Here is a 21,188-nt window from a genome sequence, read left to right as displayed (position 1 = left end):
CCCTAACGCTCGGGCCGCTGGTCCTCCCAGTCGTCCGGCTCCCACGTGCCGGGCAGCATCGGGATGGTCGGCCCGGCCCCGAAGTCGTCGGTCATCGTGGCCAGGCCCGCCGGGTCGGCGGACCGACTGCCGACGGTTCCGCTGAACCCGAGCTGGCCGGCGCCGCGGCCAGAGGGGGCTGTCTGATCGGGCGGTGGTGTCCAGTCCGGCGTGACGTCGACGTTCATGTCCATGTACTCGTCGGCGTCGCCGTGTCGCTTGGACCGTTGCCGCCGACGTGCCCGTGCTGCCTCTCGGGTGGCCGCCGCAGCACCGGCGGCAGCCGAATCCGGTTCCGGTGCTTTGCGTTGCGCCCGGGCGCTGGCACTTGAACCCATCGGGGAGCCGGAGCCGATTCGGGGACCGCCCACCACGTACGGGGGCGTGAAACCCGCACCGGGCGCACCGGGCGCCGGCGGCGGCGCCGGACTGGCCGGTGCGGGCGGACTCGGTGGCGTGGGCGAGGGCGGCGGCGCCCCCGCCACCCCCGCGGCCGGCGCGGCGAACGTCGAGCCCACCCCGACGACCGGGGTCAGCGCGGGAACCACCGCAGGCGCCGGCGGTGGCGCCACCGCGGGTGCGGGCAGTGCCGCCAGCCCGGCCAGGCCGGCCAGTCCGCCGACAGACGCCAACGGGGCGGCTGCCACCGGCAGCGCGGCCGCAAGCGCGGCCGGCTGGCTGGTCAGGGTGAAAATCTCGGCGAGGTGGGTCGGCCAGTCGAATAACTCCAGACTCACCAGGTACTGCACGGCCAGCACTGGGTTGGTCTGCAGATACACGAAGAACTGCTGGAAGTCCTCGCTGAGCTCCAGCGACCGGGCCACCCAGAAGGCCGCGACGGTCGGGTCGGTGTAGTCGTCGTAATCCAGCCCGTTCAGCGTGCCCTGCGCGGGGTTCCAGGTGTAGCCGAAGCGCTGCAGGATGTTGGCGATCGCATTGTCCAGCCCGTTGACCACAGTCGGGTCGTGCGCGACGGTGTCGTTGCCGATACCGAACTGCTCGAGGATGGCATCCAGCTGCGGATTGTTCACCAGGTTCTCGAAATTGGTGAACGGGTTGAGCTGCGGGTTGCTGGCGAAGTTCTGGTATTCCTGCAACAGGTTCTGCCAGAACTGCTCAATGCCCTGCAGCGGGTTCGACGCCTCGCTCGCGTCGTTTTTCACGATCTGTGGGACCGCGGGGGTCGGTGGCGCCTCCGCCACCGCCGCGCTGGACACTCCTTGGTAGACGCCCATCGTGGTGGCGGCCTGTACCCACATCCGCGCGTAGTCGGCCTCGTTGAGCGCGATGGGAATGGTGTTGATACCGAAGAAGTTCGTGGCCACCAGCACGCCGTGGATCGCGTGGTTGGCAGCCAGTTCGGGCAGCGTCGGCATGGCCGCTACCGCGGCGGTATAGCCCGCGGCGGCGGTGCTCAGGCCGGAAGCGGCGGCGGCGCTGTTTGCGCCTGCTTGCTCCAACCATGCCAAGAACGGGATGTGGGCGGCCAGGTATGACTCGGCGGTCGGCCCGGCCCAGGCACCGCCCTGCACGTCGGACAGCACCGCGAGCAATTCCTCGGCCACGGCCGTGTACTCGGCACTGAGCAGGCTCCACGCGTCCGCCGCCGCCAGCAAAGACGCCGGCCCGGGCCCGCCGCTCAGCAACGCCGAATGCAACTCCGGCGGTGAGGCCATCCAGATCGGTGCCGACATGGTCAACCGCCGTCCGCCAACCCGCGCAGTGCAGACCGGTACGTCATCCGTAACTCCCCCGGGTGTTTGGGTTCATATGAATTCGTCATGAGATTATTGACAATGATTGTCATTAGCAACTAGAGCGCGGAGGCTCACAGCTCATTCCCAGGAAGGCCTCCGACTGCTGGCCACCGCGGACTCGGCGTTACGCTCGCCAGCGATGGCCGACAACCTCTGGCTGCACTTCAGCCAACACGGTCCGGGGTTCACGCCGCCGGTCATCACCCGCGGCGACGGCGTCACCATCTACGACGACCACGGCAAGGCATACCTGGATGCGCTCTCCGGGCTGTTCGTCGTGCAGGTCGGCCACGGCCGCAGTGAACTCGCGCAGGTCGCGGCGCGACAGGCCGAGACGCTGGCGTTCTTCCCGCTCTGGGGATACGCCACCCCGACAGCGATCGAACTGGCCGAACGCGTCGCCGGTTACGCCCCCGGTGACCTGAACCGGGTGTTCTTCACCACCGGCGGCACCGAAGCCGTGGAGACGGCATGGAAAGTCGCCAAGCAATTCTTCAAGCTCACCGGCAAACCCGGTAAGCACAAGGTGATTTCGCGTTCGGTCGCCTACCACGGCACCACCCAGGGCGCGCTGGCCATCACCGGACTGCCTAAGTACAAACAGCCTTTCGAACCGGTCACCCCAGGCGGATTCCGGGTGCCCAACACCAACTTCTACCGCGCCCCCGAGCCCTATGACACCGATGAGAAAGCGTTCGGGCGCTGGGCCGCCGACCGGATCGCCGAAGCCATCGAATTCGAAGGCCCTGACACCGTCGCCGCGGTGTTCTTGGAACCGGTGCAGAATGCCGGCGGCTCCATCCCGCCCCCGCCGGGCTACTTTGAGCGGGTCCGTGAGATCTGCGATGCCTACGACGTGCTGCTGGTCTCCGACGAGGTGATCTGCGCGTTCGGCCGGATCGGTTCGATGTTCGCCTGTCGCGATTTCGGCTACGTGCCGGACATGATCACCTGCGCCAAAGGCCTGACGTCGGGCTACTCACCGCTGGGCGCGATGATTGCCAGCGACCGGCTGTTCGAGCCGTTCTACGACAGCTCCACGATGTTCGCGCACGGCTACACCTTTGGCGGCCATCCGGTGTCGACCGCCGTCGGACTGGCCAACCTGGACATCTTCGAGCGCGAAGGCCTCAACGATCACGTCAAGCAGCAGTCCCCGGCCCTGCGAGCGACGCTGGAAAAGCTCTACGACCTACCGATCGTCGGCGATGTCCGCGGCGAAGGCTTCTTCTTCGGTATCGAACTGGTCAAGGATCAGGCCGCCAAGCAGAGGTTCTCCGACGACGAACGGTCGGTGCTCCTGGGACGGGTGTCCGCGGCACTGTTCGACGCCGGCCTGTACTGCCGCACCGACGAGCGCGGCGACTCCGTCATCCAGTTGGCCCCGCCGCTGATCAGCGGCCAGGCCGAGTTCGACACCATCGAATCGATCCTGCGCGGTGTGCTGAGGCAGGTCTGGGAGCGGTTTTAGTCGGCGAAGCCGCGCCTGCGCTACTCCCAGAACCGCAGCTTCCGGACGCGTGGTCCGCGATCGCTGCCGCCGAGCAGCCGCTTGACCGCGTCTACGGCCACCAGCACCTCCCGCGACTGGGCCTGCGTCTGACCCTTCACGAACCGCGCTAACGCATTGCACAGCTGCACCAGCGCCGCGTGCAGGTCGGGCTCCGTCGCCGCATCCCGATGCTGCTCGAGTTCGGCCAGCACCGCGTCGAGCCCAGAACGCCGCACCTGGGTTGCCTTCTCCACCTGCTTGAGCAGTTTGTCCAGCGGCCGCAGCCGCGCGGGCGCGGGCTTCCGGGTAGCGCGGGCTTCGGGCCCGGAGTACACCGCTGGCGCGGGCATCGCCAGGCAGGCGGCCGAATTAGCCATTCCGGTGGGCGCGAATCCCACTGTGGGCGCCCAGCCGGAGGGCCTCTCGACGGGCTGGATCACCTCGTCGAGTGGCCCCGCGTCGGTACGTGACGGGTCGACGGCCACGAAAGCGGTGAAGCGGGACAGCACCCCGAACCGGATGGAGTGCGCGACGATCTGCGCGGCCAATTCGTCGTCGGCGCGGTACGCAGCGTAGTCGTCCTCCAGATCACGTACCAACGCCCGAGCCCAAATCGTCTGAACCGCAACAGCTTCCGGTATGATCCGCGCGTCCAGCGTGGCCACCGTGGAGCCGTCGGCTTCGATCCGGAACGTTGCGGGGCCCGGGCCCCGGTAGCGCCCGGAGATCACCCTCGGCACACCGGCGAAAGCGTCGGGCAGTCGGCTCGGCGTGACGGTGTCGTCAATGAGCTCGACGCCGTCGGCACGGACCCGCAGCCCGGTCAGCGCCGGGCGCCCGATGGTGCGGGCCAGCCGCGCCATCACCTCGTCCAGCCGTTCCTCGGATTCGACCAGCTCCGATCGCCCGGTGCCCAACTGCGCAAGCCGGTCCAGGAAGCCCGCGTTGACCGCGCGGTCGACGCCCACGCAATAGATGCGGGTGCTCCCGACCGTGGGGGCTAGCGTCCGCAGCAGCTGGTCCTCGCCGGTGATTTGCCCGTCGGTCACCAGCACCACGCTGGCCTGCCTCTCGGCGCCGGAATCGCTGAGCAGCTGGACCGCCCGCTGCAACGGCTCGGCCATCTCCGTTCCCCCGCGGCTGTCCAGTGAACCCAGCCAGGACGCGGCCGCGAACCGGTTGCGGTCGTTGGCCTCGACCAATCCGGCGCTGAGCCGGGGTACCGTGTCGATCCGGTCGTCAAAAGCCAGTACACAGAACCGATCTCGCGCGTCGAGCATGTCTACGATCCGGCCGGCTGCCCGTCGCGCAGCGATCATCTTCCAGCCGTGCATCGATCCCGAGCGGTCCAGCACCACCACCACATCCCTAGGCGCACTGGATGTCTCGGCGGGCGGCAGTACGGTCACCGCCCAGGTGCCCTGGTGGCCTTCGGCGTCCGGCACCAGCACCGCCGACGACGACAGCCCGCTGCGGTCGACCAGGAAACGCAGCACGAAGTCCTGGTCAGCGCGCACGCCCGGCTCGAGCCGCAGCACGCTCGGTCCGTCGCCGGCAGTAACAACGGTGGGCAGGCTCGCGCGTAGCTCCGACACCGCCAGTCCGGCGCCGTCGACGGTCAGCGAGATATCCAGGTCCGGGCGGTCTTCGGAATCGAGCAGCCGCGGCGGGGTCACCCGCGACGCGTCGGGCACGGCATCGGTGTCGGCGGCCTGTCCCGAACCGGTCTGGTCGCCCGGCAGCGGGGTGCCCGTGGTGTAGCGCGGGGCGACCACCAGCGGAAAGCGGAAGGTGGCCTCGCCGTCCTCGAACGGCAGTGGGCCCGTCAGCCGCATCTCGATGGTGGCCGCTTCGCCCGGCCCGATGTTGCCGACCCGCACCGAGAAGACGTCGGAGCGGTCCTCCTCCACGATCGCGGCGCGCTGGCCGGCCACGATGGCCTGTTCGTACGCGGCACGGGCCTCGCCGCGCTCCTTGAGCACGCCGATCACCCGTCGTCCGGCCAGATCCGCGACGAAGTCGGTGACCCCGGCCCGGGAAGGCAGCGGGAACACATACGTGGCCTCGATGGTGGTGTCGCCGGTGTTGACGAACCGCTGCCGCACCGTGGACGTGGCCGTCATGCCCACAATCGCGGTCTCGACACTGAGCGCCTTGAGCGGCAGCGGACGGCCGTCCGCCGCGCTTAGCTCGCCGCACGACGGCACGTCGGCTCGAACCGGCGGGGCGGATTCCGGCGGCAGCAGGGGCAACAATTGGGCATTCATGGCGAGTCCTTCCATGCGGTGGCGAGCAGATCCAGCAGCGGCGTCGCGGCACTGCGCAACGAGTCGAGCGGGGGCAGCGGGCCGGCAGATCCGTCCAGCAACAAGGTGACAGTGTCGGAAAGGCGGACGGCCTGCAGGCTGGTCACCGCCGGTTCGGCCGCAACGGGTGCGACGGACGCGGCCGCGGGAACCGTCCGCCAAAAGGTGCCGGCCGCGCGGGCGGGTTCGGCAGTGGGCTGGGGGTCGCCCAGGTCGGCCGGCATAGCCCCCGCCGGTATCGCGGCCAGCGCTTCCACGTCGTCCTGCGACATCCCCTCCAACCGTGCGGCGATGTCGTCCAGGGACAGTCCCTGGCCCTGCAACCGCTTGATCGCGACAAGCCTGACCAGGTGCGTGCGCCCGTAGGTCAGCGCGCGGCCGGCGTTTCCCGGCCTGGGTAGCAGACCCCGGGCCGTGTAATAGCGCACCATCCGCTCGGCCGGGACGGCCTTGGCCTGCCGGTTCTCCGGTGCCGCGCCGGATGCCCGCACGGCCTCGGCGGCCGCGGCGGCGAATTCGGGAAGTGTCAGCAACTTCATGATAATGACAGTGTCATTTAGGTTTCCGACACTGTCAAATACCGGGTTTCGACCCGCAACTTACGCCACATCAGTCACAGCGCGGCAACCCGAATTCCCACCGTCAATCGCCTAGTCTGCTCAGCGATGCCCCTTCTAAGGACCTCACTTCGCGCAGCTTCGAGCCTGGCCGCGGCGATATTCCTCGTCGCGGGGTCGGGTGCGCTCGCCTCCGCAGAGCCCAGCGCCGAAGCGAATCCCGGGGCGCCGAACTGCCCGTACAAGATCAACACTCCGCCTGCGGTCGACTCCTCCGAAGTGCCCCACGCGGGCGACCCGCCGCTGCCGCTGGCCGTACCCTCGACACCCATCGGCGGAACCGCACTGGGCGGGTGCGGCATCGTCGCCGCCCCGGGCACCCCCCCGGTGCCCGGCGACGTCTCCGCCGAGGCTTGGCTGGTCGCCGACATTGACAGCGGCGCCGTCATCGCTGCCAAGGATCCGCACGCGCGCCACCGCCCCGCCAGCATCATCAAGGTGCTGGTGGCGATGGCATCCATCAACGCGTTCAACCAGAACAAGACCGTCCCGGGCACCGATGACGACGCCGCCGCCGAAGGCACCAAGGTCGGCGTCGACTCCGGCGGCACCTACACCATCAACCAGCTGCTGCACGGCCTGCTGATGCACTCGGGCAACGACGCCGCGCACGCGCTGGCCATGCAACTCGGCGGCATGCAAGCCGCCCTGGACAAGCTGAACGTGCTGGCAGTCAAGCTAGGCGGCCACGACACCCGCGTCGCCACCCCGTCCGGGCTGGACGGGCCGGGCATGAGCACCTCGGCCTACGACATCGGCCTGTTCTACCGCTATGCCTGGCACAACCCCGTCTTCGCCGACATCGTCGCCACCCGCACCTTCGACTTCCCCGGCCACGGCGACCACCCGGGCTATGAGCTAGAGAACGACAACCAGCTGCTCTACCACTATCCGGGCGCCATGGGCGGCAAGACCGGCTACACCGACGACGCCGGCCAGACCTTCGTCGGCGCGGCCAACCGCGACGGCCGGCGCTTGATGGCGGTGCTGCTGCACGGCACCCGGCAGCCGATCGCTCCGTGGGAGCAGGCCGCGCATCTGCTCGACTATGGGTTCAGCACCCCCCAGGGCACTCAGGTGGGATCGCTGGTGGAACCCGATCCGTCGCTGGCCACCCCCGGCAACAACCCGGCCAGCCGCGGCCCCGACAACACCCAGGCCGCCGGTTTGATGTCGCCCGCCGACGCGCTCCCAATCCGGGTCGGGGTGGCCCTTGTCGGCGCCGTTGTCGTCTTCGGTCTGATCCTGGTGGCACGGTCGATGAACCGCCGGGCCCAGCACTAGACTCCACGCAATGACCGCCCTCTACGAGGACTCTGGCCTCACGCTCGACGAGGACGGGATGACAATTCGGCGCTACTACTTCCCGTTTGCCAACGCTAAGCGCATCGAATACGCCGACATCACCAGCATCAAGTCCAAAAAGATGGGCTGGGCTACTGGCAAGGGCCGCATCTGGGGCGCCACCGACCCGCGCTACTGGTTCCCCCTAGACGTCCACCGGGGCCGCAAGTCAACACTATTGATCCTGCACACGGGCCGCCCAGTGCGCGCCTGCATTACCCCTGACGACCCCGCCGCAGTGATCAAAATCCTCAGAGCAAAGGTAAAAATCTGAGCGCTCGACGGCGGGCGATCCTGGTCGGACTGACCGCGGCCAGCGTCGGAGTCATCTACGGCTACGACCTATCCAGCATCGCCGGGGCACTGCTGTTCTTGCCCAACGACTTCGGCCTCACCATCCCGGAAAAGGGATTGGTGACCACCATGGTGGTGATCGGCCAGATTGTCGGAGCCCTGGCCGGCGGGGTGCTCGCCGACGCGATCGGACGCAAGAAGTCGATGGTCGCAATCCTGATCGGTTACGCGGTGTTCGCGCTGCTGGGCGCGACGGCGGTGTCGCTGCCGATGCTGTTTGCGGCGCGGTTCCTGCTGGGCGTGACCATCGGGGTGTCGCTGGTAGTGGTGCCCGTGTACGTGGCCGAATCGGCGCCGTCCGCCGTGCGGGGCCGGCTGCTGACCGCCTACCAGTTCGCCACACTTACCGGCATCATCCTCGGTTATGTGGTGGGCTACGCACTGGCCGAGACGATCCAGAGTTGGCGCTGGATGCTGGGCCTGGCTGCCGTGCCCGCCACGCTGCTGATCCCGTTGCTGCTGCGGATGCCCGATACCGCGCGCTGGTATGTGCTCAAGGGCCGCGTCGAGCAGGCCCGCGAAGCGCTGGCGCGAGTCGAACCCGCCGACGCCGTCGAGACCGATCTGGCCGAGATCACGGCCGCGGTCGACGAGGGCCGCGGCACCATCGGGGAGATGCTGCGGCGGCCATACCTGCGGGCCACGTTGTTCGTCGTCGCACTCGGATTTCTGGTGCAGATCACCGGGATCAACGCAATCGTCTACTACAGCCCACAACTGTTCTCCGACATGGGCTTTGCCGGCAACTTCGGAAAGCTGGGATTGCCCGCGCTGGTGCAGGTCGCCGCGTTGGCGGCGGTCAGCGTGTCGCTGTCGCTGGTCGACCGGCTGGGCCGGATCCCGATCTTGCTGTCCGGTATCGCGATGATGATCGCCGCCGACGCGGTGTTGATCGCCTTCTACCCCAAGGGCAGTGGACAAGGTGGTGTCGCACTGGCACTCGGGTTCGGCGGGGTGCTGCTGTTCACCATCGGGTTCAACTTCGGATTCGGTTCGCTGGTTTGGGTTTTCGCCGGCGAGAGCTTTCCGTCTCACCTGAGGTCAATGGGATCCAGCGTGATGCTGACCTCGAATCTGATCGCCAATGCGCTGATCGCCGCCTTCTTCCTGACGTTGCTGGACTGGCTCGGTGGCGCAACGGTTTTCGCCGCATTCGGCGTGTTCGCTGTTGTCGCCTTCGTCGTGGTGCATCGCTTTGCGCCCGAGACCAAAGGCCGCCAGCTCGAGGAGATCAGGTACTTCTGGGAGAACGGCGGGCGCTGGCCCGCGCCGGCGGAGTCCTCGTGACCCTGATCCAAGCCGGGACGGTTGTCGTCGATGGCGAAGTCTGCCGTCCAGGCTGGGTACACGTGGCCGGGCGCCGAATCGTTGCCTGCGGCGGCGGGGACCCGCCCGTCCCCGTCGATGTCGATCTGCCGAATTCCGTTGTGGTTCCTGGCTTCGTCGACATGCACGTACACGGGGGTGGTGGTTCGTCGTTCACCGACCCGGCCACGGCCGAGCAAGCCGTCGAGTTCCACCGCCGGCACGGGACCACCACCATGCTGGCCAGCCTGGTGACCGCCGTACCCACCGATCTGATCGATGCCGTACGCGTCCTCGCCAAGGCGACGCACCAAGGCACCGTCGCCGGCATCCACCTGGAGGGACCGTGGCTCAGTGCGGCGCGCTGCGGCGCCCACGACCACACTGCGCTGCGCGCGCCGGACGCGACCGAGATCGAGGCCCTGCTCGCCGCCGCCGACGGCACCATCCGGATGGTCACGCTGGCCCCCGAACTACCCGGCAGCGAGTGGGCGATCCGCCGGTTTGTGCAGGCGAATATTGTTGTCGCCGTGGGGCATACAAATGCGACATACCAACAGACTCGGCACGCCCTGGCGCTGGGCGCCACCGTCGGAACCCATCTGTTCAATGCCATGCCGCCACTGGACCACCGAGACCCGGGCCCGGTGCTGGCCTTGCTGGCCGACCCGCGGGTGACCGTCGAACTCATCGCCGACGGCGTGCACCTGCACCCCGATGTAGTCGCCGCGGTGATCGCGGCGGTGGGGCCCGAGCGCGTTGCGGTGATCACCGATGCGACGGCCGCGGCCGGATGCGGCGACGGCGAGTTCCGTCTCGGGTCGCTGCCGATCGTGGTGAATGCGGGTGTGGCCACGGTGCGCGGCACGTCCACCATCGCGGGCAGCACCGCCGCCATGGATCAACTCTTCGCTGCGGTGGCGCGCGGTTCGGGTTTGAACGCGGCGGTGCGGACCACCTCGGCCACCCCGGCCCGTGCGCTGGGGTTCGATGGGGTGGGCGCCATAAAGGCCGGATGGCGCGCGAATCTTGTTGTGCTGGAAGCTGATCTGAGAGTCAAAGCGGTGATGGCCGACGGGCAGTGGGTGCCCGGCCTTTCCGCAGTTTGCTAGCATCGCCTGAGTCGAAACCGACACCGGACGAGGCGCACCGTACCCGGCCTGCGAAAAGACGGCGCTATGGAGGTGCGTGATGGCTTGGCTCGTCTTGATCGTGTCGGGGACCCTAGAGGCCGTGTGGGCCACCGCGTTGGCGAGGTCCGACGGCTTCTCGCGGCTGCTTCCCTCGGTGATTTTCGCCGTCGCTCTGCTGGCATCTATGACCGGCCTGGCGATCGCGATGCGCAGCCTACCCACCGGAACGAGCTACGCGGTGTGGGTCGGCGTCGGCGCCGTGCTCACCGTCGGCTACGCGATGCTGACCGGCGGCGAATCGGCGTCGCCGGTAAAGATCCTGCTCATCGGCGGAGTGATCGCCTGCATCGTCGGCTTGAAGCTGGTCGGCTGAAGTCCCTGTCACATCCGGCGTGGCTGCGGCGTCTCATCTGTGCACGCACATCTACATCGGAGGTCGAAATGAATGCACTGCTATGGACATTGCAGGTAGCACTTGCCGCAATATTCGCGGTGTCGGGGGCGGCGAAAATAAGTCAGCCCAAAGAGAGGCTGATCGCGATCGGCCAAACCGGGGTCGCTCCCTTCCCGCTGCCGGTAGTTCGGGTCACCGCGTTCTGCGAACTGCTGGGCGCTATCGGGATTCTGCTGCCCTGGCTACTCGGGGTCGACAAGTTTCTCACCCCGCTGGCCGCTGCCGGTTTCGCCGTGGTGATGGTCGGCGCCATCGGCTCGCACGCGCACCTGCGCGAGCCGCGCAATGTCGCGCTGACCGTGCTGATCTTCACAGCCGCTGTCATCGTCGCAGTGGGACGGGGGTCCGGGCTGTGAGCACGCATCCATTCCGCGCGGCCGTCGAAGCCGGCCGGTTCGATACCATTGGCGAGATTTTCGCCGAAAACGCTGTGCTGCACAGCCCGATCACGCGCCGGCCCTACCGCGGCCGCGACGCCATCGCGCTGGTCGTGGGAGCCGTCGCGACGGTTGTCGACGACTTTCGCTTCGTCGCGGAGCTTTGCGGACCCGAATCTAGCTGCGGGCCAACCCATCATGCGTTCAGATTCACCGCCAAAGTCGATGGGCTGGAACTCTGGGGCTGCGATTTCCTGCACACCGGCCGGGCGGGACTCATCGACGAGATCACCGTCATGATGCGCCCACTCAAAGCGGTCACTGCCTTCGCCGCGCGGATGCGTGAGCAGTTGGTGACCCCGGGCTAGTCCCTTCTTCGCGCAAACCTGGAAAGCGTAAGCGCACCAACAGCTCCCGCTGCCAGCGCGACGGCGGTTTGGCGGGCGCTGAGCCCCTCGTCGACGAGGATCCGCGGGCTGATAACAGCCGGCGGCGGTGGCTCGATCTGCTTGTCGCGCGGGTCTTCCGGGCGGGTGGTGGCCGCCCAAGCCGTGGCGAACAACACCAGGTAAGCGGTCACATTGGCGAACACCATCAACCCCAATACCGGTCCGAACGTTGCACCGGCGGGGCTACGCAACACGACTCGCAGGTAGATCGACGCCACCTGCTTGAACAACTCAAAGGCCACCGCTGCCAGCAGGCCGGCCCGCATCGACGTGACCAGCCGGACCTTCTCCCGCGGCAACCTAGCGATCATCCAGGTGAACAGCAGCCAGGTCACCAGCAACGACACCAATATCGAGGCCACCCGGAACATCGGGTCGAAGATCGAAAACTCTGGTATATGAAGCCATCTCAGCACCGTCCGCATCGGTCCGGTGTGGCCGAGCGCACTCAGTGCGAGACTGAGCATGGTCACGGCGAACGTGCCGAGCATGGCCAGCAGATCGGACAGCTTGGTGCGCACGTAGCCCTCGCCGTTCGGGGTTTGCGCCCACATCGCGCTGATTGCGGCCCGCAAGTGTGAAATCCAGCCCAGCCCGGCCCAAATGGCGGTGGCCAGGCCGATGATCCCGATCGAAGTCCGCGCCTCGATCGCCGAGTTCATCAGTTCGACCAGTTGTTTGGCCATTGGGCCGGACACCGACGCGGTGATCTTGTCGTCGATCGCCTTGAGCCATCCCGGCCGTCGCGACAGCAGGTACCCGACCGACGCGAAGCCGACCATGAGCAGCGGAAAGAGCGCGAAGATCGTGTAGTAGGTCAGGCCGCCGGCGAAGAACCCGCCGTTTTGCTCATTGAAACGCTGATAGGCACGCACGACGTGGTCGAGCCAGGCATGTCGGGCCCGGAGCCGATCGAGCAAACCCGGCTCGGCCTGCTCGACCGCCTCGTTCATGGCTCACCTATTCCCTTGCGGAAGGAAACCTAACCGATCGTAGACCCGGTGCACGGTTTTGCTGGCGACCTCGTTCGCCCGCTGCGCGCCGGCGGCCAAGGTCGCCTCCAGCTCGGCCAGATCGGCCGTTAGTTCCTCGACGCGCGCCTTGATCGGGCTGACGTACTCGACGATGGCTTCGGCCGTGTCCTTCTTGAGGTCGCCGTAACCGCGCCCGGCGTAGCCGTCGACGAGGCGGTCGATACCCACCCCGGTGACCGCCGACTGAATGCTCAGCAGATTCGACACCCCCGGCTTGGCCTGCGGGTCATAGCGGATCTCGCGTTCGCTGTCGGTGACTGCGGAGCGAATCTTCTTGGCAGACTTGGCCGGATCATCCAGCAGGCTGATCAGTCCGGCATCGGAGGAGGCGGACTTGCTCATCTTCGACGCCGGGTCCTGCAGGTCGTAGATTTTTGCGGTGACCTTGGGGACCAGCACATCGGGAACCACGAAGGTGTCCGGGAAGCGGCTGTTGAACCGCTGCGCGACATCGCGGGCCAGCTCCAGGTGCTGGCGCTGGTCCTCCCCAACCGGCACCAGATTGGTGTCGTAGGCCAGCACGTCGGCGGCCTGCAACACCGGATAGGTGAACAGCCCGACGGTGGTGGAGTCGGCCCCCTGCTTGGATGACTTGTCCTTGAACTGCGTCATCCGCGACGCCTGCCCGAAGCCGGTGAAGCAGCCCAAGACCCACGCCAGCTCGCTGTGGGCGGGCACGTGGCTCTGCACGAAGATGGTCGCGCGGGCCGGATCGATACCCAGCGCAAGATACTGCGCGGCGGTGATCAGCGTCCGGCGTCGCAGCGCCGCGGGATCCTGCGGGATGGTGATCGCGTGCAGATCGACCACGCAGAAGAACGCGTCGTGATCGTCCTGCAAACCCACCCATTGGGCGACAGCGCCGAGCGCGTTGCCCAGATGCAGGGAATCGGAAGTGGGCTGGACGCCGGAGAAGATCCGGCGTGATCCGGTCGGGGTGCTCATGGTGCTGTCGATCCTTTCATGTGCCGCCCGCGGTACGGGGAATGCCAGGCCCACGCAGCTTGCGGTACCGGCGGTACCGCATTTACTGTCGAAAATGTGACTCCCCGCGAGCCCATCCACCTGGGCCCTACCGACGGCTCGGCAGAACCGGTTCTGTTGCTGCACCCATTCCTGATGTCTCAGACGGTGTGGGAGGTAGTCGCGCAGCAACTGGCCGACACCGGCCGCTACGAGGTGTTCGCACCCACGATGGCCAGCCACAACGGCGGTCCCCGCGCCGGCACCTGGTTCCTGTCCTCGCAGGTGTTGGCCGACCACGTGGAACGTCAGATGGACGAACTGGGCTGGGACACCGCGCACATCGTCGGCAACTCATTGGGCGGCTGGGTCGCGTTCGAGCTGGAACGGCGCGGCCGCGCCCGCAGCGTCACCGGCATCGCCCCGGCTGGCGGATGGACGCGTTGGAGTCCGGCGAAGTTCGAGGTGATCGCCAAGTTCATCCTGGGCATCCCGTTGCTGGTGGTCGCCTGGCTGCTGGGTCCGCGGGTGCTGCGCATTCCGTTCAGCCGCCCGCTGGCCACCTACGCGATCAGCGCCTCACCCGACGGCGTTAGCGAACGCGAATTGAGCACCATCATCGATGACGTTGCGCACTGCCCGGCGTACTTCCAGCTACTGCTCAAAGCGCTGCTGATGCCCGGCCTGCAGGAACTTGCCGAGAACGCCGTCCCGGCGCATCTGGTGATCTGCACCAAGGACCGCATCGTCCCCTCCCCTCGGTTCAGCAAGCACTTCCGTAATCACCTGCCCGACGATCATCGTTTCACCGTCCTGGAAAACGTCGGACATGTGCCGATGTTCGAGGCGCCGGGCCGGGTCACCGAGGTGATCACCGAGTTCCTCGACGAATGCGTCTCCTCGGCGCGCACGGGCGAGCCTCGCACCAGTGGCTACCAGACCGGGGCGCACGGGCATGCTGATCAGTCGCGGTGGACTGCGCGCAAAGAAGCGTAAACCCGTTGACGTGACGACGCCCCGGTTGAGGTTGCGTCCAGGCGCTGACGCGAGATGCTTCCGGTAGCTCTCCAGCAGTCCTGACTCCGGCCTACTGAGGCCTCCTTACCGCGCCGCTAGGCGTGCACTCCGATGTCGAGGACACGCTCAGAATCAGCTAATGCCGGACTGTCGAGCTAGTCCGCGGTTTCCGGGTAAAACTGGCTGGCCCATGCTCGGTATTCGGCAATCGGGCCATCGCCCGCGGCGATCGCCGGACGGCTTAAGTACTTCCGATGGTCCCATATCACCTTGTCTTCGCGAATCCCGACCATCGTTTGCTGATGGATCAAACGCCCCAGCAGGGGTGCGACTAATTTTCGCGAAAGCTTTGCACGCGTGTTCGCAGCTACCTTCGCGACCGCAGATCCGACATATGCCATTGTTTCGACATCGCTGGCCGGAGTGTTAAGCGCAAGCAGCCTGAAAGGCACTCCACCTATTTCATAGTTCACCACGACGAAACCAAGACCCTGAGCCCGGATATCCATCTGAATGCGAATCCCACCTTTGAACGGCAAAGGCCGCACGAATTCGATGCGACCCTGTGCCGTGTGCCCCGAGAAGGAAATGGGCTGCATCAAGTTCGTGCTGGGAATTCGGTGCACTGTTAGAAAATGGGCATAATCAACAAAATTCTCGACCATCTCCTGCGTAGGGGCGGATGACGGGATAGCACCATACCTTATTTGCCCCCAACTGTACGGGCTCTCCGGCTCCCTCAGCTCCCAAGGCTCTGCTCCAGCGGGGCCGTGCCACAACATTATCGCTCCGCATACTTCCCGCGACTCAATAATTTGGAGCCGTGCCGCCGGCGGTGGCGGACCCTGGGGAGAATAAACGCATGACCCGCTGACCGAGAATCCCAGACCGTGGAAGGGACAGCGTAGCTCTTCACCTACCACTTTGCCGCCGTATCCAAAATGTGCGCCAAGATGCGGACAATGAGCCTCGATGGCTCGCACGATACCCGATCGAGTTCGGTAGATTACCACTTCTCGGTTCATAAAGCGCCGCGTTAAGATCTGTCCAGCGCGCAGCTCAGCGGAGAACCCGACCGCGAACCAGCCCGATGGGAAGCGGGGCAGTGTAGCTCCCAACCGACGCACCTTCGATAAGGAACCAGAAAACGGAATTTGCCCCTCCACCCCCGTTGAATCGACCTGTGATGGTGCATCGTAAATGTTCGATTTAAGCTCCACTGAAATACACCTCTCGCCGATCGTGGCTCACTTGATCAAAGGGCTTACGAAATGCGCGGATGCCGATCGTCGGTGCAATTGACTTGCACACAAGCCTACGTAAGCAACTGGCGAATTCAATCAAGACGTCACCGAACCTAAACAGACATAGTTAATTGCTGCGACTGCCGACTCTGCAATCGAGCAGCTCCGCAGATCGGTCGTTCTGCGGGATCGGCGGCGGTACTGAAATCCATCATTTCGAAGCACCGGTGTGCTACGCGCGGCCACTCTTAGACTGCTGAATCCGCCACTACCGCACCAGCAGGAATTTTGCTCTGTTCCTTAGGAGGGTCGGTCTTTTTGCTGACATATCTCGAGTGCCAATGCCTGTATCGGGCGAGCGCACGATCTTCCTCGCACAGTAGTGGATGGTCACGAAAAACCTTCGAGAAAAACATTTCGGTATCTTCGCCGATCGCGCGTCCTACGCGCCAAGCCGCGATGGAAGATAAGGCGAATGCATGCAGAGATTTCGACCTCGGCACCAGAACCTTAACTAGCGTTTGACAGTGCTCCTCATCAATCGGTGTGGTGCCGCCCACGACCAAAACCTGACCCGAAGGATAGGTTGTATGGTTAACAAAGATCCCAGGTTCGTAGAGGATTGTGTCAACAACCGTAGTTAAATTAAAACCGAGAAAACTTAATCCGAAGTCGACGCGTGTATGAAATGTCTCTTCATCATCAAGTAATTCGCAGCGCGTGACTGCTTGTCCGCCGTGAACATACTGAAAATGAACCGGGTCGGCCACGTTTTCATTAACATCAATCAGCTGTGACCGCAGCCGCCGTAAATGCCACCGCCTCGTTTTCCAGGTCGAAATGGCTGGATTGATCGCATCCAGTTGTGGCAATGATGGAACTCCTGAGGGCGCCGTTCGATCGGCGTGATAATAGAGGAATACCAATCCATGCGATTCATATACAGGATATGACGTGAGCCGCGCCTTCGGTGGAATACGGCGAGCATACGGTATCTCGGCACAGGAACCGTCAGCGCGAAACTTCCAGCCATGGAACCCGCATTGCAACGTGTCGTCGACTACGCGTCCCGACTTTCCAATATGCGCACCAAGATGTGGACAGAACGGGTCGAAGGCACTAAGGCTGCCAGTATTCGTTCGAAAAAGCAGAATCTCACGCGACAGGACATGGATTACACGGCGGGATCCTGATGGAATATCTTTACTTCGTGCAACGGCATACCAACTATTGGGATGCGCAGTAATGCTCTTCTTTGCAGCCGTCAACATAGACCTCTTCCCAATCCGTTGGCTGTTGACTGGTCAATGTACCTGATCGAAGCATGACGAACAATGGAACCGGCGCTGTTCTTCGTAAAAATTCTGGCCAGCACGCCAGCGCAATGTCCGCAGACATCGGAGAGCCCGCGAATTTAGAATGTTGTTCCGATCCAGTGGCCAGCCAACGCTGTTATTTGCAGTTCTAGAATTTAATTTCGTTTAATTGGTTCAACTCCGCGCAAACGCGAAAATGGACACCACTCCGGCACCGTTGCCTACCCTGGACAACTTGATCAACAAGGACTAACGCGGCGCGGCAGCATTGAAACCCGCGGTCAAGAGCGCAACGCGCGCCGGAGGGTGCCAACGACTCCAGAAACGCGTCACGCGAAGGGGCCGAAGTAGCGGGTGCGAACGGGTCGTTGCTATGCCGGTACCCGCGAACGGCTCACGGGCTTGGATCGTGCCACTCCCAGCTAGATCAGCTGAAACCCGCGCAACCGTGCGACGCGAGAGCATTTGCGCCAGCAGCCGGTATGCATCTCGTAGATACTCCGTGCACGCGAAGATCGGCCTACGGCACCCGCCAGTTGCTGCGCAATTGGCAGCCATCGGCGGCCATACGATATCCTTCGAAACGGTCATGAGCGCCAGCGTCAAGCCCCGGCTTGCTGGCCGGCAACCCTCCAACCGCGGTGGGGTGCCCCGGGTGATGACCAGGTTGAGTAGCCACAACCGGCTATCCGGCAAGCGCGGGTCCGCCATCAACGGGCCCCTGAGCCAGACAGGGGAAGCATTCTCGTGACCAACGACAACACCGCAGAGACCGACCCGACGGCGAGCTGGTCGTTCGAGACCAAGCAGATCCACGCCGGCCAGCAACCGGACCCGACCACCAACGCGCGCGCGCTGCCGATTTACCAGACCACGTCCTACACGTTCAACAATGTCGCGCACGCCGCCGCGCTGTTCGGGCTCGCCGAGCCCGGCAACATCTACACCCGCATCGGCAACCCGACCACCGATGTCGTCGAGCAGCGCATCGCTGCGCTCGAGGGCGGGGTGGCCGGGCTGTTTCTATCTTCGGGGCAGGCCGCCGAGACGTTCGCCATCCTCAACCTGGCCGGCGCGGGTGACCACATCGTGTCCAGCCCCAGGCTCTACGGCGGCACGTACAACCTGTTCCACTACTCGCTGGCCAAGCTCGGCATCGAGGTCAGCTTCGTCGAGGACCCAGACGATCTGGACGCCTGGCAACAAGCCGTGCGCCCAAATACCAAGGCGTTCTTCGCCGAGACCATCTCCAACCCGCAGATCGACATCCTCGACACCCCCGGGGTCTCCGAGGTGGCGCATCGCAACGGGTTGCCATTGATCGTCGACAACACCATCGCCACGCCCTACCTGATCCAGCCGCTGGCCCAGGGCGCCGACATCGTGGTCCACTCGGCCACCAAATATCTGGGCGGGCACGGTTCGGCAATCGCCGGCGTGATCGTCGACGGCGGCACCTTCGACTGGACACAGGGCCGCTTCCCCGGATTCACCACGCCAGACCCGAGCTATCACGGCGTGGTCTACGCCGAGCTGGGACCGCCGGCCTTCGCGCTCAAGGCGCGCGTGCAGTTGCTGCGCGACCTCGGTTCGGCGGCGTCACCGTTCAACGCGTTCCTGGTGGCCCAGGGTCTAGAGACGCTGAGCCTGCGGATGGAGCGCCATGTCGCCAACGCCGAGCAGGTCGCGCAGTTCCTGGTTACCCGCGACGACGTGCTGTCGGTCAACTACGCGGGACTGCCCGGTTCGCCGTGGCACGAGCGGGCAAAGAAGTTGGCGCCCAAGGGAACCGGAGCCGTACTGGCCTTCGAACTGGCCGGTGGCGTCGAGGCCGGCAAAGCGTTCGTCGACGCGCTGCAGCTGCACAGTCACGTCGCCAACATCGGTGACGTGCGCTCGCTAGTGATCCACCCGGCATCCACCACCCACGCCCAGCTCAGCCCCGCCGAACAATTGGCCACCGGCGTCACACCCGGCCTGGTGCGCTTGGCTGTGGGCATCGAAGGTATTGCCGATATCCTGGCCGACCTGGAGCTTGGTTTCGCCGCAGCCGGGGTATACGCGGCCAACGGTAGCGACCCGCAGACCGTGGCGGCATTCTAAGGCCTCGCGAGAGAACCGAAATGACGATCTCCGACGTACCCACCCAGACGTTGCCCGCCGAAGGTGAGATCGGTGTCGTCGACATCGGCTCGCTGCGGCTGGAGAGCGGCGCGGCCATCGACGACGTCCATATCGCTGTGCAGCGCTGGGGCGAGTTGTCACCGACACGCGACAACGTGGTCATGGTGCTGCATGCGCTGACCGGTGATTCGCACGTCACCGGGCCGGCCGGGCCCGGGCATCCCACTCCCGGCTGGTGGGACGGCGTCGTCGGTCCAGGCGCCCCCATCGACACCGACCACTGGTGCGCGGTGTCCACCAACGTGCTCGGCGGCTGCCGTGGCTCCACTGGTCCGAGTTCGCTGGCTCGCGACGGAAAGCCCTACGGCTCAAGGTTTCCACTGATCACCATCCGTGATCAGGTACAGGCGGACATCGCCGCGTTGGCGGCGCTGGGAATAACCGAGGTGGCCGCCGTCGTTGGCGGGTCCATGGGCGGAGCCCGGGCTTTGGAATGGATTGTCGGTCACCCCGACCGGGTGCGGGCCGGGCTGCTGCTTGCGGTCGGTGCCCGCGCGACCGGCGACCAGGTCGGCACCCAGACCACGCAGATCGCAGCCATCAAGGCCGACCCGAACTGGCAGGGCGGCGACTATCACGAATCCGGCCGCGCGCCCGACGAGGGCCTCAAGCTCGCCCGGCGAATCGCCCACCTGACCTACCGCGGCGAACTCGAACTGGACACCCGGTTCGCCAACAAAGCACAGCCGGACGAGGACCCGGCGACCGGTGGCCGCTACGCCGTACAGAGCTACCTGGAGTATCAGGGCGACAAGCTGGTGTCCCGATTCGACGCCGGCAGCTACGTGGTCCTGACCGAATCGCTCAACAGCCATGACGTTGGCCGCGGACGTGGCGGCGTGCACTCGGCGCTGACCAGCTGCCCGGTCCCGGTGGTGGTCGGCGGCATCACCTCCGACCGGCTCTACCCGCTGCGGTTGCAGGACGAGCTTGCCGAACTGTTGCCGGGTTGCGACGGCGTGCAGGTGGTCAGCTCGGGCTGCGGCCACGACGGGTTCCTGGTCGAGTCCGAAGCGGTCGGCGAATTGATCGGCCAGACACTGGATCTGGCTCAAGGCGAGTGTCCGCGGTGACCCGGTCCCGGCGTGATCGCTCGCTGTCTTTCGGTTCGGCGGCCGCCGCCTACGAGCGAGGCCGTCCGACCTACCCACCCGAGGCGATCGACTGGCTGCTGTCATCCGGGGCACGCAAGGTGCTCGATCTGGGTGCGGGCACCGGGAAGCTGACCACGCGCCTGGTGGAACGGGGCCTGGACGTGGTAGCCGTCGACCCGGTTCCCGAAATGCTGGAGGTACTAAGCGCATCGCTGCCGAAAACGGTGGCCCTGCTTGGTACCGCGGAAGAGATTCCGTTGGAGGACAACAGCGTTGATGCCGTACTGGTGGCCCAGGCGTGGCACTGGGTCGACCCGGCCCGCGCCGTGCCGGAGGTGGCCAGGGTGTTGCGACCCGGCGGGCGGCTGGGCCTGGTGTGGAACACCCGCGACGAACGACTGGGCTGGGTGCGCGAGCTCGGCGATATCATCGGCCGCGACGCCGACCCCCTGAACGACCTGGTGACCTTGCCTGAGCCGTTCACCGACGTGGAGCGTCATCAGGTCGAATGGACGAATTACCTTACGCCGCAAGCGCTTGTCGACTTGGTGGCGTCACGCACCTACTGCATTACCTCCCCGACGGAGGTGCGCACCAAAACGTTGGACCGGGTCCGCGAGTTGCTGGCCACCCACCCGGCGCTGGCCAACTCTGCCGGGTTGGCGCTGCCATATGTGACGGTGTGCGTACGAGCAACGCTGGGCTGAGC

19 protein-coding genes and 2 riboswitches are annotated in these 21,188 nt (G+C 65.6%); of the genes, 12 read left to right on the top strand and 7 right to left on the bottom strand.

The genetic code is table 11. From position 1 onward, the window contains the following. Positions 1–2 precede the first annotated feature (2 nt). Complete coding sequence (locus H0P51_RS05960) at positions 3–1,733, bottom strand: PPE family protein (protein ID WP_180917068.1); 1,731 nt, start codon at positions 1,731–1,733, stop codon at positions 3–5. A gap of 202 nt (positions 1,734–1,935) precedes the next feature. Here H0P51_RS05960 and H0P51_RS05955 point away from each other — a divergent pair, with 202 nt between their 5' ends. Beyond that, positions 1,936–3,267: an aspartate aminotransferase family protein gene (locus tag H0P51_RS05955; protein ID WP_180917067.1), complete on the top strand. Its 1,332-nt coding sequence runs from the start codon at positions 1,936–1,938 to the stop codon at positions 3,265–3,267. Between the two features lie 20 nt (positions 3,268–3,287). Here H0P51_RS05955 and H0P51_RS05950 read toward each other — a convergent pair whose 3' ends face one another. Next, positions 3,288–5,555: a VIT domain-containing protein gene (locus H0P51_RS05950; RefSeq protein ID WP_180917066.1), complete on the bottom strand. Its 2,268-nt coding sequence runs from the start codon at positions 5,553–5,555 to the stop codon at positions 3,288–3,290. Further along, entirely contained in the window at positions 5,552–6,133 is a 582-nt protein-coding gene (locus H0P51_RS05945) for a helix-turn-helix domain-containing protein (protein ID WP_180917065.1), read from the bottom strand. Before H0P51_RS05945 ends, H0P51_RS05950 begins: the two co-directional genes overlap by 4 nt. 126 nt (positions 6,134–6,259) lie before the next feature. Between H0P51_RS05945 and dacB1 the strand changes: the two genes are divergently transcribed. The 7 genes from dacB1 (at position 6,260) to H0P51_RS05910 (ending at position 11,546) form a co-directional block, all read left to right on the top strand. Continuing rightward, positions 6,260–7,495, top strand: coding sequence for a D-alanyl-D-alanine carboxypeptidase DacB1 (gene dacB1, locus H0P51_RS05940; protein ID WP_180917064.1), 1,236 nt, complete (start codon positions 6,260–6,262; stop codon positions 7,493–7,495). Between the two features lie 10 nt (positions 7,496–7,505). Then, positions 7,506–7,829 (top strand): hypothetical protein, encoded by a 324-nt coding sequence (locus tag H0P51_RS05935; protein ID WP_180917063.1) that lies wholly within the window; start codon positions 7,506–7,508, stop codon positions 7,827–7,829. Then, a complete protein-coding gene (locus H0P51_RS05930) occupies positions 7,826–9,196 on the top strand; it encodes a sugar porter family MFS transporter (protein WP_180918774.1) in 1,371 nt (456 codons plus the stop codon). Before H0P51_RS05935 ends, H0P51_RS05930 begins: the two co-directional genes overlap by 4 nt. Further along, positions 9,193–10,326, top strand: coding sequence for an N-acetylglucosamine-6-phosphate deacetylase (gene nagA / locus H0P51_RS05925; RefSeq protein ID WP_180917062.1), 1,134 nt, complete (start codon positions 9,193–9,195; stop codon positions 10,324–10,326). Before H0P51_RS05930 ends, nagA begins: the two co-directional genes overlap by 4 nt. Before the next feature lie 5 nt (positions 10,327–10,331). Continuing rightward, a riboswitch (guanidine-III (ykkC-III) riboswitch) is annotated at positions 10,332–10,394 on the top strand. A gap of 11 nt (positions 10,395–10,405) precedes the next feature. Continuing rightward, a complete protein-coding gene (locus H0P51_RS05920; RefSeq protein WP_180917061.1) occupies positions 10,406–10,720 on the top strand; it encodes a DMT family transporter in 315 nt (104 codons plus the stop codon). Between the two features lie 68 nt (positions 10,721–10,788). Continuing rightward, positions 10,789–11,157 (top strand): DoxX family protein, encoded by a 369-nt coding sequence (locus tag H0P51_RS05915; protein ID WP_180917060.1) that lies wholly within the window; start codon positions 10,789–10,791, stop codon positions 11,155–11,157. Further along, positions 11,154–11,546, top strand: coding sequence for a nuclear transport factor 2 family protein (locus tag H0P51_RS05910; protein WP_180917059.1), 393 nt, complete (start codon positions 11,154–11,156; stop codon positions 11,544–11,546). The genes H0P51_RS05915 and H0P51_RS05910 overlap by 4 nt, the downstream gene beginning before the upstream one ends. Here H0P51_RS05910 and yhjD read toward each other — a convergent pair. Next, the gene (gene yhjD / locus H0P51_RS05905) at positions 11,543–12,580 is read right to left on the bottom strand and encodes an inner membrane protein YhjD (protein WP_180917058.1); all 1,038 of its coding nucleotides are present in this window, start codon (positions 12,578–12,580) and stop codon (positions 11,543–11,545) included. The genes H0P51_RS05910 and yhjD overlap by 4 nt on opposite strands. Before the next feature lie 3 nt (positions 12,581–12,583). Further along, entirely contained in the window at positions 12,584–13,606 is a 1,023-nt protein-coding gene (gene trpS, locus H0P51_RS05900) for a tryptophan--tRNA ligase (RefSeq protein ID WP_180917057.1), read from the bottom strand. A gap of 153 nt (positions 13,607–13,759) precedes the next feature. On the opposite strand from trpS, the gene H0P51_RS05895 reads away from it, so the two are divergent. Then, positions 13,760–14,620, top strand: a complete 861-nt coding sequence (locus H0P51_RS05895) for an alpha/beta fold hydrolase (protein WP_246398722.1) — start codon at positions 13,760–13,762, stop codon at positions 14,618–14,620. 176 nt (positions 14,621–14,796) lie between these two features. Here H0P51_RS05895 and H0P51_RS28340 read toward each other — a convergent pair whose 3' ends face one another. Next, positions 14,797–15,666: a Rieske 2Fe-2S domain-containing protein gene (locus H0P51_RS28340; protein WP_425489016.1), complete on the bottom strand. Its 870-nt coding sequence runs from the start codon at positions 15,664–15,666 to the stop codon at positions 14,797–14,799. Positions 15,667–16,133: 467 nt separating this feature from the next. Continuing rightward, positions 16,134–17,156 carry a Rieske 2Fe-2S domain-containing protein gene (locus H0P51_RS05885; protein ID WP_180917054.1) on the bottom strand — a complete coding sequence of 341 codons (1,023 nt, stop codon included), beginning with the start codon at positions 17,154–17,156 and terminating at the stop codon, positions 16,134–16,136. A gap of 630 nt (positions 17,157–17,786) precedes the next feature. Further along, a riboswitch (SAM riboswitch) is annotated at positions 17,787–17,906 on the top strand. A 42-nt stretch (positions 17,907–17,948) separates the two neighbouring features. On the opposite strand from H0P51_RS05885, the gene H0P51_RS05880 reads away from it, so the two are divergent. Genes H0P51_RS05880 through H0P51_RS05870 form a run of 3 tightly spaced genes read left to right on the top strand, consistent with a single transcriptional unit; the run spans position 17,949 to position 21,186 of the window. Continuing rightward, positions 17,949–19,304 (top strand): bifunctional o-acetylhomoserine/o-acetylserine sulfhydrylase, encoded by a 1,356-nt coding sequence (locus H0P51_RS05880; protein WP_425488968.1) that lies wholly within the window; start codon positions 17,949–17,951, stop codon positions 19,302–19,304. 20 nt (positions 19,305–19,324) lie between these two features. Continuing rightward, positions 19,325–20,458 carry a homoserine O-acetyltransferase MetX gene (gene metX / locus H0P51_RS05875; protein WP_180917053.1) on the top strand — a complete coding sequence of 378 codons (1,134 nt, stop codon included), beginning with the start codon at positions 19,325–19,327 and terminating at the stop codon, positions 20,456–20,458. Next, on the top strand, positions 20,455–21,186 hold the full coding sequence (locus H0P51_RS05870) for a class I SAM-dependent methyltransferase (RefSeq protein ID WP_180917052.1): 732 nt from the start codon (positions 20,455–20,457) through the stop codon (positions 21,184–21,186). Before metX ends, H0P51_RS05870 begins: the two co-directional genes overlap by 4 nt. Positions 21,187–21,188 lie beyond the last annotated feature (2 nt).

Source organism: Mycobacterium vicinigordonae (genome assembly GCF_013466425.1).
Taxonomy (GTDB): domain Bacteria; phylum Actinomycetota; class Actinomycetes; order Mycobacteriales; family Mycobacteriaceae; genus Mycobacterium; species Mycobacterium vicinigordonae.
Note: the sequence above shows the minus strand (reverse complement) of the source record. Positions and strands in the feature narration are given on the sequence as shown.

Excerpts from the sequence above, each read along its gene's own strand:
- H0P51_RS05935 (WP_180917063.1), top strand. The coding sequence starts at position 7,506 with ATGACCGCCCTCTACGAGGACTCTGGCCTCACGCTCGACGAGGACGGG.
- H0P51_RS05885 (WP_180917054.1), bottom strand. The coding sequence starts at position 17,156 with ATGTTGACGGCTGCAAAGAAGAGCATTACTGCGCATCCCAATAGTTGG.
- yhjD (WP_180917058.1), bottom strand. The coding sequence starts at position 12,580 with ATGAACGAGGCGGTCGAGCAGGCCGAGCCGGGTTTGCTCGATCGGCTC.
- trpS (WP_180917057.1), bottom strand. The coding sequence starts at position 13,606 with ATGAGCACCCCGACCGGATCACGCCGGATCTTCTCCGGCGTCCAGCCC.
- H0P51_RS05945 (WP_180917065.1), bottom strand. The coding sequence starts at position 6,133 with ATGAAGTTGCTGACACTTCCCGAATTCGCCGCCGCGGCCGCCGAGGCC.
- H0P51_RS05915 (WP_180917060.1), top strand. The coding sequence starts at position 10,789 with ATGAATGCACTGCTATGGACATTGCAGGTAGCACTTGCCGCAATATTC.
- dacB1 (WP_180917064.1), top strand. The coding sequence starts at position 6,260 with ATGCCCCTTCTAAGGACCTCACTTCGCGCAGCTTCGAGCCTGGCCGCG.
- metX (WP_180917053.1), top strand. The coding sequence starts at position 19,325 with ATGACGATCTCCGACGTACCCACCCAGACGTTGCCCGCCGAAGGTGAG.
- H0P51_RS05920 (WP_180917061.1), top strand. The coding sequence starts at position 10,406 with ATGGCTTGGCTCGTCTTGATCGTGTCGGGGACCCTAGAGGCCGTGTGG.
- H0P51_RS05950 (WP_180917066.1), bottom strand. The coding sequence starts at position 5,555 with ATGAATGCCCAATTGTTGCCCCTGCTGCCGCCGGAATCCGCCCCGCCG.
- H0P51_RS28340 (WP_425489016.1), bottom strand. The coding sequence starts at position 15,666 with ATGAACCGAGAAGTGGTAATCTACCGAACTCGATCGGGTATCGTGCGA.
- H0P51_RS05955 (WP_180917067.1), top strand. The coding sequence starts at position 1,936 with ATGGCCGACAACCTCTGGCTGCACTTCAGCCAACACGGTCCGGGGTTC.
- H0P51_RS05960 (WP_180917068.1), bottom strand. The coding sequence starts at position 1,733 with ATGTCGGCACCGATCTGGATGGCCTCACCGCCGGAGTTGCATTCGGCG.